This window comes from Halobacillus salinus, assembly GCF_004684905.1.
Classification (GTDB): domain Bacteria; phylum Bacillota; class Bacilli; order Bacillales; family Halobacillaceae; genus Halobacillus; species Halobacillus salinus.
Genome location: NZ_SRJC01000002.1, coordinates 44,573 through 59,218, shown reverse-complemented (window position 1 = coordinate 59,218; position 14,646 = coordinate 44,573). Strand labels below are relative to the sequence as shown.

Below are 14,646 nucleotides of genomic sequence, written 5' to 3'. Positions count from 1 at the left end.
AGTAGAAAGGATAACGTTATGGTTGCGACTTTACTAACCATCATGGTGGTCCTCTTACTATTGAATTTCCCGATGATGATTCCATTGATGATTGCTCCACTGATCGTCATGTTCATCTATTTCCCAAACTTGGACCCTATGATTTTAATGCAGCAATTCTCTACAGGAATTGAACCATATGTTCTGCTCGCTGTACCGCTTTTCATTTTTGCAGCAGATATTATGACGACAGGGAAGACATCCAATCGTCTCCTTGACTTTATCGGTTCATTCATCGGTCATATTCGAGGTGGATATGCCGTCACGACTGCCGCAGCTTGTACTTTGTTCGGAGCGATTTCAGGCTCTACACAGGCAACGGTTGTAGCCATCGGTAAACCAATGAGGGAGCGTTTGCTCAAGATAGGGTATAAAGACCCGACGGCAATGGCTCTAATTATCAACTCAAGTGACGTGGCGCTACTAGTTCCACCAAGCATCGGGATGATCATTTATGGCCTTGTATCCGGAACTTCGGTGGGGGACCTGTTCATCGCAGGTATCATCCCTGGAATCATTGTCTTCTTGAGCTTTGCTATCTATAGTGTCATCTATGCCAAGATGGCTGATATCCCACTTGCGAATAAGGCATCTTGGAAGGAGAGGATCGAGCTTACGCGTAAGGCATTACTTCCTCTCGGATTTCCGATAATCATTATCGGAGGTATTTATTCAGGGCTGTTCAGTCCCACAGAGGCAGCGGGGATGTCGGTTCTGTACGCATTCATCTTGGAAGTCTTGATTTACAGGTCGATCCATCTGAAGGAGTTACCTAGAATCGCACGCTCTACGGGACTTGTCACATCCGCTGTATTCGTGTTGGTAGCAGGTGGACAAGCTTTCACTTGGGTCATTTCTTTCGCGCGTATCCCGCAGATGATATCAGAGACGGTACTTGGGACAGACCCTAGTGCTGTATATGTGCTCCTTATGGTGACAATCTTCTTTTTCGTTGGGTGTATGTTCGTCGACCCGATTGTTGTCATTCTCGTATTAACACCTATTTTCTACCCTGCTGCCATGGATGCTGGGATCGACCCTGTTCACTTAGGTGTCGTCATCACATTCCAAGCGGCATTGGGATCAGCAACACCACCGTTCGGCGTTGACATATTTACCGCCAGTGCGGTGTTTAATAAGCCATACTTAGAAGTTATCAAAGGTACACCACCATACATCATCATGATGGTTGCTATTTCTATATTATTGATATTCTTTGAACAACTTTCTCTCATTCTTTTGTAAGAAGAGAGGAGTATTCATAAAAATACTGGGGAGGTCATGATCATTTTTAAAACTAAAAATGTTTGGATTCTTGCGATCCTAATCGTGTTGAGCACGGTTCTCGCAGCATGTGGCGGGGACAGTGGAAACGGAGACAGCGGCGAAAGCGCTGATGGAGGCGACGGTCAATCGTATAACTGGCGCTTTGTAACAGAAGAAGTGGATGGCCAGGTTCAATATGAATATGCAGAAGAGTTCGCTAAGCGAATGAAAGAGAAATCGGATGGAGCTGTAAACATCGATGTATATGAATTCGGTGGGCTTGGAAGTGAAACAGACCAAGTAGAGCAGCTTCAAAACGGAGCTGTTGAGTTAGCTGTAATGTCTCCTGGTTTTACTGGAAACATGGTTAAAGAAGGACAAATCTTTGCTTTGCATTTTCTATTCCCTGACGATGTAGAAAAGACGCAAGAAATTTTGAATACGAGTGAAGCACTGAATACAGATCTTCGTGAACGCTATGAGGAATATAGCATTTCTCCACTTTCTTACTGGACAGAAGGAGCGATGCAGTGGACTTCTTCAGGTACAGCATTGGAAGAGCCATCTGACTTCCAGAACTTCAAGATGCGTACGCAAACGTCACCACTGATCTTGGAATCTTATAAAGCGTACGATGCAGACCCGACACCAATGAGCTGGTCTGAACTATATACGGCGCTTGACCGTGGTACAGTAGAAGGTCAAGAGAACCCGATTTTCTTCATCGGAGATGCTTCGTTCTATGAAGTACAAGATTACATGACGGTCTCCAACCACAACAACTACGTTGCGATGACAACGGTAAATACGGAGTGGTATGAAGGCTTGAACGATGATATGAAAGCTATGGTAGATGAGACAGTAGAAGAAATGCAAGAATGGGTCTTCGAAGAACAGAAATCTCAGAACGAAGAATGGTTAGAGACAATCAAGAATGATGAAGAAAATCCGACAGAAGTCATTGAATTGACAAAGGAACAACGCGAAATGTTCAAAGACAAAGCAATGCCTGTACGTGATTTCTACCGTGAGAATGTATCAACAGTAGACGGAGAAATCCTGGATAAACTTCAAGAAGAAATCAGCTCAGCTGGTGAATAACGACAGAGAAAAGCCCGGAGCATTTGCTCCGGGCTTTTACTTATGAGGTGAATGCTTTTTTACTGGACTGATTGCCATGGTTCTACTTGTTTTCTCGAGTCTAAGAAAGTTAGGATCAATACGGCAATGAACAGGAAGCTGGATAGTTTGAACAGTGTAGCCGTCTCGACGAATTGATAGATGAATCCTAGGATAAGGGCGCTTGAACCGATACCCAAGTCAATCGAGGAATAATACATCCCGTTCGCAATACCACTACGCTCCGTTGTCGTTTTGGAAATCACCCATGCCTGTAGGGCAGGCATCATCGAACCGAATCCGATACCGAACAACGCACCTGCGATGATGAGGTGGAGGTTACTGCTGGCAAAGGATAGAACCCACATCGCAGCAAAGGAGATGACCGAGCAGATCATAATCAACTTCCAAGGTCCCTTTCTATCGAAATACCTCCCGGTGATCGGCCTTGTAACGGTCGCGAGTACGGCATTGAAGAAGTAGAATAAGAACGTTCCGGAAAGGCCTTGCTCGTTTCCGAAAATAACGATATAGGTCACGACAGAACCGTAACCGAATGTATTAAGCAGTGTCACTAAAGCCGGGTAGCGGCTGTTCTTTTCAATGAGCGATCCGAAGAAGGAGAACTTCTGAGGGTTCTTCTGATTTTCATACACGCTCTTTGGAGTGACGAAGCTTGTGACAGAGAAAAGGGCGACTGCGATGATTCCGAGTCCGACAGAAATCCAAACAAGTAAGTCGAACGTGTAATTCTGATACAAATAGATACCGAGGCTCGGGGCCATGATCATCCCGATCGTCACCGACAGTCCGAAATATCCCATTCCTTCGCCGACCCTTCTGCGTGGCACCAAGTCAACAGCTGCGGTACCGTTGACGGTCGTCGACCATCCCCAGGCAATTCCGTGGATGAAGCGGATCACGAGCAGAACGGTAACGATTTGAGTGATAGGGTAAAGTGCGGTCATAATTAGTAAAGCAATCGACCCGATCAGCACAAGAACCTTTCGTGGTCTGGTAGATAGAAGGTGACCGATAAATGGTCGGATCAGTATGGCTGCGAAAGCAAAGGTCGTTGTAATCAAGCCGATTTGAACATTGCTTCCTCCAATCGATTCTATGTAAGGAGGGAGGTTCGGCAAAAGCATTTGGAAACTCATGAATGTAAAAAGGTTCGCAAGTACAAGAAATATAAAAGGCCATGTCCAAAGCTTTGGGACAGATGATGAGGGCATGAGTTGTTCCTCCTTTTCGACAAAAATAAACCCGCTATGTGATTAAGCATAGCGGGTTTCTGTCGTATTCACAATGTTTATGTCTGTTCTCGCTGATCGATCCATTCTTGGTAGAAATGGCTGATTGTCGCTTTGATGACAGCATAGGCAGGAATAGCGAAAATTAAGCCGAGAAATCCTGCTAGACCACCCGCAGCCAATATAAGCGTAATGATTGTCAGTGGGTGGATGCTTAATGCTTTACCCATCACGTTCGGAGAAACGAAGTTCCCTTCAATTTGCTGAGCGACAATCATGATGACAGCTACCCAAACGACCAGGATCGGGTCTTGGAAGAACGCCACCAAGGCAGCTGGAATGACAGCAAGGAACGGACCGACAAATGGTATGACGTTCATAAGCATCGCAAATAACGCAAGAGTCAAGGAGTACGGTAGACCTATGATCAGGTAGCCGACAAGGAGCAGGAGTCCAACTACTACACTGACTGTCATTTGCCCGATAATGAAAGCTTGTAACGTCTGGTCTACAGAATGTGCCCACTTCCTAAAACTGTTTCCTGCTCGCTTGCTGAGAAACTGTGAAATGAAAGGCGTCAGTTTCTCCCCGTCCTTCAGCATGAAGAATAAGAAAAACGGGATCAATACAAGGGCGAAGACGAACCCGATCAGTTGACTGATGACGTTGATGACAATCTTTGAAGCGTCTTGAAGGTACGTTTGCAAGTTATTAATCACATTCTCGATTGTCCCATCAAACTCACTAGGGATGATTCCCTGGTTCTGCTGCCAGTACGTAATCGTCTCGCCCAGCATTTCAATCATGCGAGGCAAATTATTCGCAAGTCTTGTGAACTGCTCCTGTGCAATAGGAGCGATGAATTGTACAATCAAGAAACCGAGTAGGATATACAGAAGGAATATGATCACAATTGAACCGATTCTTGATATGCGGTACTTTTCTAGTAAGTGCAGCACCGGCCTTGATAGATAGAACAGGATTCCTCCTCCTATAAGTGGAACGGCGATTGCTCCGATATAGGTGACAAAGGGTTGAAAGAAGAAGGAAATTTTGTTCAAAAGCAAAATGAGTAAGGAGACCAATATTGCTGCAACGAGCGTTTGAAACCATCGTTTATGAATCAAGTTCGACACACCTTTATGTAATAGTATCTTTAATTAGTTCGTGGAGTAGGTCTATTTTTCCTTTGTTGTATAAAGACGTATAATGTAAGCATACCAAAATTTTGTTGGAAACAGTATAAGGAGCTGACGAAATGAAACAAGAACTACTAGATCGTTTTACATCCTACGTGAAAATCGATACGCAATCCGATGAATCAAGTACTTCCACCCCTTCAACGGAAAAACAATGGACACTAGCGAATCAGTTGGTAGAGGAACTGAAGGAGATCGGCATGAGTGATGTAGAAGTAGATGAGAACGCTTATGTTATGGCGACTCTTCCTTCTAATACAGACAAACAAGTGCCGGTTATTGGTTTCCTTGCCCATATTGATACTGCAACGGATTTTACCGGGAAAAATGTGCGCCCGCAGGTTATCGACCGTTACGACGGGCAGGATATTCAGTTGAATGAAGATACCGTTCTTTCTGTCAAAGACTTCCCTGAACTGTCTACATATGAGGGGCATACCCTTGTCACGACCGACGGAACCACGTTACTTGGGGCAGACAATAAAGCAGGGATCACGGAGATCATGACGGCGCTCCACTATTTAATCGATCATCAGGAAGTGAAACATGGAGATATCCGTGTAGCCTTCACACCAGATGAGGAAATCGGGCGAGGACCTCACAAATTTGATGTAGAGCGGTTCGGAGCCTCTTATGCTTATACGATAGATGGTGGCCCTCTCGGTGAGTTACAATATGAAAGCTTCAACGCGGCAATGGCAAAAGTTCATTTTTACGGAAACAGCGTTCATCCCGGAACAGCTAAAAATAAAATGGTGAATGCCGTGAAACTTGCGATTGAATTCCAAAATCAACTTCCGGAAGATGCACCTGAAAACACGGAAGAGTATGAAGGCTTTTACCACCTTAATTCCTTCCGAGGCGATGTGGAAGAGGCGAGCCTTGTTTACTTGATTCGTGATCACGATAAGGAGAAGTTCGCCCATAAGAAAGAAAATATGATGCGAATCGCCTCTCAGTTGAAAGAGAAATACGGGGAGGAGCGCATCTCGATTGAAGTGGAGGATCAGTATTACAACATGGGTGACAAGATCCGTCCGGTTAAACACATTGTGGACATAGCTTATGAAGCGATGGAAAACTTGGATATTGAACCACTAGTAAAACCGATCCGTGGAGGAACGGATGGTTCTCAACTATCCTATATGGGACTGCCGACGCCGAATATTTTCACAGGCGGGGAGAACTTCCATGGTAAATACGAATATATTTCTGTAGACAACATGGAAAAAGCTGCGAGAACGATTGTAGAGATTGCCCGCCTGTTTGAGGAAATGGAGAAATAAGGTGGATTTCCTATATAAATTGCAGCTGGTCGAACGTTTATGGAATGATGATAATTGGACCGAAGCAGATGAAAAGGTCGTAGGTACCCACTTCCAGCATTTGAAAAGATGGACGGAAGAAGGTAGGGTTCTGATGGCGGGCAGAACGACGAATGAAGCGGCGTCCTCTTTTGGTATCACTGATTCGTGCTGATGACGAAGTACAAGCGAAAGAGATGATGGAACAAGACCCAGCCATTAAAAACGGCATCATGAAAGGGGAAGTGTTCCCCTTTCACTTAGCGTTAAGCTCTGACAACAGGCCTGAATAATGTCGAGAAATTGCTTAATAATAAGGTTGTGAATTATGTTAGAAAGCAATCATTGACAAAATAGGGACCCATGCTATGATGGATATAGAATTTAGCAATTCCTAAAGGGGAGTAGCTGCTACAGTAAAGTCGTCACTTCGGGATAATACCCCGGCTTTACTGGCAACGTACGTTGTTAGCGAGACCTTTACCCTCAAGCGGTAAAGGTCTGTCTTATTGGTCCTTACCGTCTTGGTAGGGACCAATTTTTTTTATAAAGGAGAGTTACATTTGGATGCGCAATTATTAATCGAGTATGGTTGGGTATTAATTGTACTAGTTGGTTTGGAAGGGATTCTCGCTGCCGATAACGCTCTTGTCTTGGCCATCATGGTTAAACACCTGCCGCCGAAAAAACGTAAAAAGGCTCTATTTTATGGACTATTCGGTGCGTTTGTACTTAGATTCGGTTCTCTGTTCATCATCTCGTTCCTAGTGGACGTATGGCAAGTCCAAGCGATAGGTGCCGCCTATCTATTGTTCATCTCTATTAAGCATTTAGTCGATAAATGGAGGGAACGAGGCAAAGAAGAGGAAGAGGAAGAAGATGATGAGGAAGTACCGGAAGATGCAGAGTTTGAGCGTGGCAAAGGATTCTGGGCAACAGTTCTTAAGGTTGAACTAGCAGACCTTGCTTTTGCTGTAGATTCGATTCTTGCCGCAGTAGCCTTGGCTGTAGCATTGCCTGAAACACCACTTCCTGATGTAGGGAGCCTTGATGGTGGTCAATTCGCCGTCATTCTTGCCGGTGGTATGATCGGGATCATCATCATGCGATATGCAGCGACCGTTTTCGTCAACCTGTTGAAGTCCCGACCAGGGCTTGAAGTCGCAGCCTTCGTCATTGTGGGCTGGGTAGGTGTGAAGCTCGTCGTATCGACATTGGCACACCCGAACATCCAAGTTATTGATGAGCATTTCGCTCATTCCGCGTTGTGGAAAGTATTCTTCTATTCCGTGCTCGTTGTCATCGCCGCACTAGGATGGTTCTTATCTCCGAAGAAGGAAACAAAAGCTGCAGAATAACTCTGCAGCTTTTTTTGCTCTATTTAGGTTTAGATGTTTCACGCTTATTATGATAAAGATGTCGGAGAAAGAACGAAAGGGAGGGAGGAGGCTCGCGGGCCTGGGGCAAGAGAATCGTTTCTCCAACACCGCCTCACAATATATAAGTGAAACCAAAAGGCTTTTCTGTTTTTGGTTTTCATGAACAAGGGTAAAGTATAGAAAAAAGGAGGTCATGACACATGGGAAAAGCAGCACAAAATCCAAGTGATCAATTTCATTACATTAAGAACCGTATTCAAATGTTGAACCAGGTCGTCTCGACTATGGATGCAGACTCCGTTGATATGGAAGACTTCAACCGCGTGCTGGATATGATTCAACAGCTGCAAATGAAGATGGAGCGATTCCAGAAGGATTGGGACCAGTCATGACAAGTCGGCGGGCATTATTCTTTATATGCTGGGTTGCATTTATCATCTATGCTGTTTTCCTAGCTCCTGATGGAAATGAAGGGTATTTGCAGCAATTGATGACAATGGATGATCCTGACCCCTTGCTGCTTACGGTCTTCAGCCTATTGGGGATTTACCCAGCTGCCTTCGCCGTCGTTTTACTGAGTGAAGATGACAGTCGAGTTCCGGCCTGGCCGTTTGTTATAGGGTCATTCATGCTGGGAGCCTTTGCTCTGATTCCGTATTTCTTTATCTCTTCCGGAAATTCGGTGAGGAAGGTGCGAACTCCACGCGTGTTCCTGAAGTTTTTACAATCCATTGGTCTGAAGTCCCTTCTATTTGCTGGGACGATAGCGTTGATGATTTACGGCATGATCCAGGGGAGCGCCGCGCTATACACCCAAGCTTTCCAAGTGTCTCAATTCGTCCATATCATGACGGTTGATTTTGTCGTTCTGACCTTGCTATCCATATATGTGATATTCTGGAGAGAGAGCAAGCAAAACCGATCTAATAATCGTCATTGGCTCGGCCTGATTCCGGTTATTGGATTACTATCCTACATTCTAATGAAGAAGGAGGAAGCGGATTGAAGCTTCAGCCCATTACTCAAGAAGAAGCAGAAATGATCGCACAATGGTCTTACCCGGAGCCATACAGCTTTTATGATATAACGGCGGACGCAGAAGATTATGAAGAATTCATTTCAGAAGAAGACCGGAATCCTCATACATACAGCGTTTATCAAGAGGATGAGTTGATTGGGTTCTTCACTTTTACTCCTACTGGAGAGGGGATTGACGTCGGACTTGGTATGCACCCCGAATGGACTGGTAAAGGACGGGGGAGGGAGTTCATCGAACGAGGATTGCAGTTTGCTGAGAAGGAATATGCTCCGTCTATGTTCACGTTGTCCGTGGCCCAGTTTAATGAACGAGCGATAAAGGTTTACGAAAAAGTCGGATTTGTATATGTCGAAGAATTCATGCAGCCGACGAATGGAAGTATCTTTCCGTTTATCAGAATGAAAAAGTCGTGATGCCTTGGGCATCACGACTGGATTCGATGGAAGTTGCGTAAATACGTAAGAACTTCTAAGGTGAGAACGCCTTGCCATTCTTCTTTGGCCTTAGGCCAGGCATCTTCGTCTCTTTGCCATGTCCAAGGAGGCGTGATATGAGTTTCTTTCTCTAATGCATCAACAAAGTAATCGAGGTTCTGTTGCACATCTTGATCAGTAAGACCGACATCGAGGCTTTGTGGAGCCGGCTTGAACTTCAACGGAAAGGGCACGTAATTCTTCCACTGTTCCTCGTTGCGAACTATGACCTGTTCTACAGCGCGTTTCATTTGGTTTCGGCAAGGTTCTGAGTATAATTCCGGGTGCATCGTGAATAACCTGCGGTAGCAATACAGCTCATGTTCCGATTCAAAAGCTTCCAACGAAAGGAAGTGGCCAATTGCTTGATCAATCAGCTGGTCGACAGGAAGGGATTCCGTATAAGTACGGTACCGGAGTAAATACCCGATCAACTCCGCAGAGGGGTTACCCCAGTTTGCATCGATCCAGGACTGGCCGTTTTCATGGACAGACCACCAGAATGCATGTGGATAATCATTCACCTCGGGTGGAACAGCAAACCATCCTTGTCGCTGTTGGTCGAATGTTCTCTCAAGATACACGACGGCTTTTTGAATCATCGTATCTGCCTGGTCGTATGTATCGATCTCTTTCAAGTGTTGCAAGGCAACAGAAGTCGCTATAGCGGAAGAGTGGGGGAGTCTGATATCTGATTCAAGTCCGTTCCCGAATCCACCGTCCTCATTCTGATAGGGGGCAAGTGCTTGAATGATCCCATATGCATCTTCCGTGAGTACAGCTGCTTCTAAATCCCGCCCGTGGGATTGGATGAAACGTCTTGCTTCTTGATATCTCTCTCGTGACAATACCTTCATTACCTTCACTCCTTTTCCTCGTACTTATTCGTCTTCTTCCATCTAATCTCCTTTTTTCAGCAGAATACTTCCTTCTCTTCCTATGAGAGATTACAATGAAAAATAGAGGAGTGATAATCATGACTTTGCACCACTTTCATTTAAAAGCTGATTGGCCGGGCGGAAGAAATAACGTCGGCTATATCGAATCGGATAAACTTAAAACGAAGGTCTCCATTCCGAAAGAGATGGATGGGCCGGATGTCGGCACCAATCCAGACGAAATGCTTCTCGGAGCAGCGGCTACGTGTTACATCATCAGTCTTGCTGCTATGATTGAACGAGCGGATCTGCCGCTTCACGAGATGGATATGGACTCCGAAGGCGTTGTCGACGTGACGGATGGTGTCATCACTTATAAGAAGATCATTCACAAACCACGTGTCGTGCTGAAAGCAGGCGCAACAGAAAGACACCTTCGTCAGCTGAACCGTCTTGTTGAAAAAGCGGAAAAGAGCTGCATGATCTCAAGGGCTATAGAAGGAAACGTAGAATTAGAACTGCAGCCAGACACATCAGTTACATCCTAACGAAAAAAGCTCCCCACTTATGTGAGGAGCTTTTTATATAAGGTTGATTGTGTCCTGATGCCCGGCGAAAGTGCCGCAACTTGATTGGATAGTACCCTAACGTGACTGCAAAGTGTCCTAACTCCAATCGAAAGTGCCCTAACGCCTGAACAAAGTGCCCTAACCTACTTTTCTATCAAATAAACACGTGCTTCGAACGGCTTCAGTGGAAGAGAAGAAACAACATCATGCTCTTCCGCGGTATAGTTGCTCAAAATCAGTTGTTCACTCGAAAACATAAGCCCTGATTGGAAGTCAGCTTCTTCTCCTGTTAAGTTCGTCACTACAAGCGCGACTTGATCACCGAGGGTGCGCGTATAAGCGTAGATTTGCATGTCATCTTCTAACAACAAATCATAAGTGCCATAAGTGAAGATGTCGTTCTCTTTCTTCAAACGGATCATCTCACGATAAAAGCTGAGAATCGAGTCGTCTTCTTCCCATTGGTCGGCAACATTCACCTGAGGGAAATTCGGGTTCACTTTCATCCACGGAGAACCGGTCGTGAAGCCAGCATTCTCTTCACTGCTCCACTGCATCGGTGTGCGGCTGTTATCACGGGAAGTGTTCCAAAGGATCTCCATGATCTCATCATGTTCCATACCTTGTGCTTTTTTATTCTTATAAAGGTTTTTCGCCGCTACATCGTCATAATCTTCAATGGAAGGGAAGGCGACGTTTGTCATCCCGATTTCCTGGCCTTGATAAATGAATGGTGTACCTTGCATGAAGAAGTACATCGCACCAATCGCTTTGGCGCTTTCTTTCCAGTACTCCTCGTCATTGCCCCAAGTGGATACGACACGTGCTTTGTCGTGGTTCTCAACAAACAAGGCATTCCATCCATCACCTTCAAGAGCCTTCTGCCAACGCGTCAATGCTTGCTTCAAACCGACGATATCAAGCTGTTTATCGCCATCGTTATCCCAAAGGTCTAAGTGCTCGAATTGGAAGACCATGTCCATCTTTCCATTATCTCCGACCCAAAGGTCCGCTTCATCAGCGCTGACACCATTCGCTTCCCCGACCGTCATGACGTCGTAATTGCTGTACGTACGATCTTTGAATTCTTGCAAGAATTCATGAATGCCCTCCTGGTTCATGTGCATATCGAAAGAGGACACGTATTCCTCATTGTTCGGGTTAGGCATATCTGGTAAGTCGGGGCGTTTTTTGATGTGGCTGATCGCATCGATGCGGAAACCGTCAATCCCTTTATCGAGCCACCAATTCACCGTATCATACAGCACTTCGCGGACTTCAGGGTTCTCCCAGTTCAAGTCTGGCTGCTTCGTAGAGAACACGTGTAAGTAATATTGATCGGTTTTCTCATCATATTCCCACGCAGAACCTTCGAAAATACTTTCCCAGTTATTCGGCTCCTTGCCATCCTTCCCGTCACGCCAAATGTACCAGTCGCGCTTCGGGTTATCTTTGGACTGTCTGGATTCAATAAACCATGGGTGCTCATCACTCGTATGGTTCAGAACGAGATCGATGATCAGTTTCATATCACGCTTATGAACTTCTTCAAGCAAACGGTCGAAATCTTCCATCGTTCCGAATTCTTCTAAAATGTCTTGATAGTCCGATATGTCGTACCCGTTATCATCTTTAGGAGACTTATACATAGGGCAGATCCAAATGAAATCTATTCCTAAGTCTTTCAAGTAATCCAAGCGATCGATCATGCCTTGCAGGTCACCGATCCCATCTCCATTTGAATCTTGAAAACTACGAGGGTAGACTTGGTAGCCGACTGCTTCTTTCCACCAAACTCTCTCCATGCTCATTCCTACTTTCTATAGTGTAATTGTATTTATACATTTTTATATTGATGCAAACGGTTGCATAGTAAGTTAAAAGAAAAACCCCTTAAATAACTATTCGATAAAAGAGGTGAAAATCCTGTATTGTGCAAGCGTTTTCTTACAAGCATTTTAATACTAAACGATTTATGCCGTTTTGACAATAGGTGAGACGGGTTCTTTTCGAAAAGCAGCGAAGCTAATAGACAACCTGGGAAATAGGAGGGGGATGAACCGGACTAACAGGCTCCATTTAACAAGTACTTTCCCAAGTGATTAAATTTACTTTCGATCACTTAGCACTCATCCAGTATCCAAAAATGTCATCGAGAGCTCGGCGGAAAGCTTGTTGTGACAGTAGGAAGCTACTACTTACGTTTTCAAACACCCTGATTTTGTAAGACATAGTTTAATTGGGAAAAGGGCGACGTTCTGTCTTTATTTTTGAGAAAAGAGAGCAGTAGGACAAGTTGTATACTTGTACTAAACATGCTACTATTTTCCTTTAAAAGAAGATAAATCAATAAGGAGAGGTGTCCCTGTTGGAATTTCGAACGCTATTTCTCGATGACATTTCGATTGCGGTTAATGGGTATTACTCCGTACGGATCGATCGTTCGCTTGTGTTTCAGTTGAAAAGACAGTTGACGTCCAGTTTGATTGGTGAATTGAGAAACAGAAGTATTCAAGTTGTTGAAGTGCACTCTTCGTTCGAAAGAGAGAAGGTAGAACGATTCTTAGGACCGTTCCGTTTTACAGAGCAGTTCGGGGTTTTAGTTTTAGATAAATTGTAATCAATGAAAATTCTCCATGGAAGGAGTAGACGCGCTCGAGGGATCGACAGCATCATTCATTGGCAAGTTAAAAACGGATGAATTGCGAACTTTCCATATTTCATATATATTTAAAATACATCAACAGAATAAAGAGTCCTTCGGGGTCGGGTGAAAATCCCAGCCGGCGGTAATGAACAAATTGTTCCGAGCCCGCGACGGGGAAGCAGTGTGAAGCACGTTTCCCCCTGATTTGGTGCACATTCCAAAGCCGACAGTGAAAGTCTGGATGGGAGAAGGATAGCGAGACGCAGGAAAAGATACACAAATCGTGTGTCCTATTTTGCTATACGTAAAATTCGCTTGAGTTAACGACCCTGGAGAAGTATGTCTTCTTCAGGGTCTTTTATTTTGGATAAAAAGGAGGGGTGAAGATGAATCGAGAGGAACGTTATATGGCTTTGGCTATTCAAATGGCGAAGGAGACGGTAGGTCAGACTTCTCCGAATCCAGCCGTCGCTGCAATTGTTGTCCGCGATAATCAGATTGTCGGCATGGGAGTCCACCTGAAGGCCGGTGAACCGCACGCAGAAGTACATGCGCTCAGCATGGCAGGAGAAAAAGCAAAGGGTGCAGAGATTTACGTAACGCTTGAGCCGTGCAGTCATTACGGAAAAACACCGCCGTGCTCAAAAGCCGTGATCGATGCGGGCATTAAGCGGGTAATCATCGCTTCCCATGACCCGAACCCGAAAGTAGCCGGAAAAGGCGTTGAATGGATGAAGTCTGAGGGGCTTGAAGTTCAAGAAGGCGTTCTAAAGCAGGAAGCGGATGCTTTGAATGAGACTTTCTTCCACTATATAGAGAAGAAAGAGCCTTATGTAAGGCTGAAAACCGCTATGAGTCTTGACGGGAAAATTGCTACCGCATCTGGCGAAAGCCAATGGATTACCGGAGAAGCGGCGCGTTTAGACGGTCATGCATATCGCCATCAGTCAGACGCAATATTAGTTGGAATCAACACAGTTCTAGAAGATAATCCGTCGCTTACGACGAGAATAGTAGGTGGTGGCAATCATCCGGTGCGAGTCGTACTCGATACCCATCTTAAAACACCACCTTCTTCTAAACTTATACAACAACAGGAAGCCCCGACCTGGATTTTTGTTGGTTCAGAAGTAGAAGAGCATAAGAAAGAAGCTTTGTCAGCCTACCCACATGTATCGATTATCGAACAACCTGATTCACCTTTGGATGTCCAAGAAGTTCTTGCCTACTTAGGGCAGCAGAACATAACATCCTTACTTGTAGAAGGTGGCGGTACCGTGGCGGATGCATTCGTCCGGGCAGGTAAAGTAGATGAAGTGATCACCTATATGGCACCTAAACTGATTGGTGGAAAAGAAGCGCTGACCCCTGTTAGCGGCGAAGGCATTAGGAAGCTGTCTGAAGCTGCACAGTTCGAGTTCATTTCCACTGAACAAATGGGTGAGGACATTAAGATTGTTTCAAGAAAGAAAGGGTGAGGT

General features: G+C 45.0%; 16 protein-coding genes and 1 riboswitch. Of the genes, 12 read left to right on the top strand and 4 right to left on the bottom strand.

All coding sequences use genetic code 11. The features are described 5' to 3' along the window. Positions 1–18: 18 nt before the first annotated feature. Entirely contained in the window at positions 19–1,284 is a 1,266-nt protein-coding gene (locus E4663_RS10970; RefSeq protein WP_079477860.1) for a TRAP transporter large permease, read from the top strand. Positions 1,285–1,320: 36 nt separating this feature from the next. After that, a complete protein-coding gene (locus tag E4663_RS10965) occupies positions 1,321–2,406 on the top strand; it encodes a DctP family TRAP transporter solute-binding subunit (RefSeq protein WP_135327649.1) in 1,086 nt (361 codons plus the stop codon). A gap of 59 nt (positions 2,407–2,465) precedes the next feature. On the opposite strand, the gene E4663_RS10960 is transcribed toward E4663_RS10965, so the two are convergent. Beyond that, the gene (locus tag E4663_RS10960) at positions 2,466–3,659 is read right to left on the bottom strand and encodes an MFS transporter (RefSeq protein ID WP_135327648.1); all 1,194 of its coding nucleotides are present in this window, start codon (positions 3,657–3,659) and stop codon (positions 2,466–2,468) included. A 77-nt stretch (positions 3,660–3,736) separates the two neighbouring features. Then, entirely contained in the window at positions 3,737–4,813 is a 1,077-nt protein-coding gene (locus E4663_RS10955) for an AI-2E family transporter (RefSeq protein WP_338323629.1), read from the bottom strand. Positions 4,814–4,935: 122 nt separating this feature from the next. Here E4663_RS10955 and pepT point away from each other — a divergent pair, with 122 nt between their 5' ends. The 7 genes from pepT (at position 4,936) to E4663_RS10925 (ending at position 9,011) form a co-directional block, all read left to right on the top strand. Further along, entirely contained in the window at positions 4,936–6,162 is a 1,227-nt protein-coding gene (pepT, locus tag E4663_RS10950) for a peptidase T (RefSeq protein WP_135327646.1), read from the top strand. Next, positions 6,143–6,355: a YciI family protein gene (locus E4663_RS20075; RefSeq protein WP_206663484.1), complete on the top strand. Its 213-nt coding sequence runs from the start codon at positions 6,143–6,145 to the stop codon at positions 6,353–6,355. Before pepT ends, E4663_RS20075 begins: the two co-directional genes overlap by 20 nt. Then, positions 6,333–6,473 carry a YciI family protein gene (locus E4663_RS19790; protein ID WP_206663483.1) on the top strand — a complete coding sequence of 47 codons (141 nt, stop codon included), beginning with the start codon at positions 6,333–6,335 and terminating at the stop codon, positions 6,471–6,473. The genes E4663_RS20075 and E4663_RS19790 overlap by 23 nt, the downstream gene beginning before the upstream one ends. A gap of 270 nt (positions 6,474–6,743) precedes the next feature. Further along, on the top strand, positions 6,744–7,538 hold the full coding sequence (locus E4663_RS10940) for a TerC family protein (protein ID WP_135327644.1): 795 nt from the start codon (positions 6,744–6,746) through the stop codon (positions 7,536–7,538). Between the two features lie 221 nt (positions 7,539–7,759). Beyond that, positions 7,760–7,951 carry an SE1561 family protein gene (locus E4663_RS10935; RefSeq protein WP_079477868.1) on the top strand — a complete coding sequence of 64 codons (192 nt, stop codon included), beginning with the start codon at positions 7,760–7,762 and terminating at the stop codon, positions 7,949–7,951. Then, positions 7,948–8,565, top strand: coding sequence for a hypothetical protein (locus E4663_RS10930; protein ID WP_135327643.1), 618 nt, complete (start codon positions 7,948–7,950; stop codon positions 8,563–8,565). The genes E4663_RS10935 and E4663_RS10930 overlap by 4 nt, the downstream gene beginning before the upstream one ends. Positions 8,566–8,597: 32 nt before the next feature. Beyond that, on the top strand, positions 8,598–9,011 hold the full coding sequence (locus E4663_RS10925) for a GNAT family N-acetyltransferase (protein WP_241657194.1): 414 nt from the start codon (positions 8,598–8,600) through the stop codon (positions 9,009–9,011). Positions 9,012–9,022: 11 nt separating this feature from the next. Here E4663_RS10925 and E4663_RS10920 read toward each other — a convergent pair whose 3' ends face one another. Further along, positions 9,023–9,928 (bottom strand): hypothetical protein, encoded by a 906-nt coding sequence (locus E4663_RS10920; protein ID WP_135327641.1) that lies wholly within the window; start codon positions 9,926–9,928, stop codon positions 9,023–9,025. A 119-nt stretch (positions 9,929–10,047) separates the two neighbouring features. On the opposite strand from E4663_RS10920, the gene E4663_RS10915 reads away from it, so the two are divergent. Then, positions 10,048–10,497 carry an OsmC family protein gene (locus E4663_RS10915; protein WP_135327640.1) on the top strand — a complete coding sequence of 150 codons (450 nt, stop codon included), beginning with the start codon at positions 10,048–10,050 and terminating at the stop codon, positions 10,495–10,497. Between the two features lie 164 nt (positions 10,498–10,661). Here the strand turns inward: E4663_RS10915 and E4663_RS10910 are convergent, their stop codons facing one another. After that, complete coding sequence (locus E4663_RS10910) at positions 10,662–12,323, bottom strand: glycoside hydrolase family 13 protein (RefSeq protein ID WP_135327639.1); 1,662 nt, start codon at positions 12,321–12,323, stop codon at positions 10,662–10,664. Positions 12,324–12,886: 563 nt separating this feature from the next. Between E4663_RS10910 and E4663_RS10905 the strand changes: the two genes are divergently transcribed. Together E4663_RS10905 and ribD are read left to right on the top strand one after the other, a co-directional pair. Continuing rightward, positions 12,887–13,138, top strand: coding sequence for a hypothetical protein (locus tag E4663_RS10905; protein ID WP_079477873.1), 252 nt, complete (start codon positions 12,887–12,889; stop codon positions 13,136–13,138). A gap of 132 nt (positions 13,139–13,270) precedes the next feature. Further along, a riboswitch (FMN riboswitch) is annotated at positions 13,271–13,422 on the top strand. A 129-nt stretch (positions 13,423–13,551) separates the two neighbouring features. After that, a complete protein-coding gene (ribD, locus tag E4663_RS10900) occupies positions 13,552–14,643 on the top strand; it encodes a bifunctional diaminohydroxyphosphoribosylaminopyrimidine deaminase/5-amino-6-(5-phosphoribosylamino)uracil reductase RibD (protein ID WP_135327638.1) in 1,092 nt (363 codons plus the stop codon). The last annotated feature ends 3 nt before the right edge of the window (positions 14,644–14,646 follow it).

What these genes read in the sequence shown, in the direction of transcription:
- E4663_RS10970 (WP_079477860.1), top strand. Translation starts at nt 19, where the DNA reads ATGGTTGCGACTTTACTAACCATCATGGTGGTCCTCTTACTATTGAAT.
- E4663_RS10965 (WP_135327649.1), top strand. Translation starts at nt 1,321, where the DNA reads ATGATCATTTTTAAAACTAAAAATGTTTGGATTCTTGCGATCCTAATC.
- E4663_RS10960 (WP_135327648.1), bottom strand. Translation starts at nt 3,659, where the DNA reads ATGCCCTCATCATCTGTCCCAAAGCTTTGGACATGGCCTTTTATATTT.
- pepT (WP_135327646.1), top strand. Translation starts at nt 4,936, where the DNA reads ATGAAACAAGAACTACTAGATCGTTTTACATCCTACGTGAAAATCGAT.
- E4663_RS10935 (WP_079477868.1), top strand. Translation starts at nt 7,760, where the DNA reads ATGGGAAAAGCAGCACAAAATCCAAGTGATCAATTTCATTACATTAAG.
- E4663_RS10930 (WP_135327643.1), top strand. Translation starts at nt 7,948, where the DNA reads ATGACAAGTCGGCGGGCATTATTCTTTATATGCTGGGTTGCATTTATC.
- E4663_RS10925 (WP_241657194.1), top strand. Translation starts at nt 8,598, where the DNA reads ATGATCGCACAATGGTCTTACCCGGAGCCATACAGCTTTTATGATATA.
- E4663_RS10920 (WP_135327641.1), bottom strand. Translation starts at nt 9,928, where the DNA reads ATGAAGGTATTGTCACGAGAGAGATATCAAGAAGCAAGACGTTTCATC.
- E4663_RS10915 (WP_135327640.1), top strand. Translation starts at nt 10,048, where the DNA reads ATGACTTTGCACCACTTTCATTTAAAAGCTGATTGGCCGGGCGGAAGA.
- E4663_RS10910 (WP_135327639.1), bottom strand. Translation starts at nt 12,323, where the DNA reads ATGGAGAGAGTTTGGTGGAAAGAAGCAGTCGGCTACCAAGTCTACCCT.
- ribD (WP_135327638.1), top strand. Translation starts at nt 13,552, where the DNA reads ATGAATCGAGAGGAACGTTATATGGCTTTGGCTATTCAAATGGCGAAG.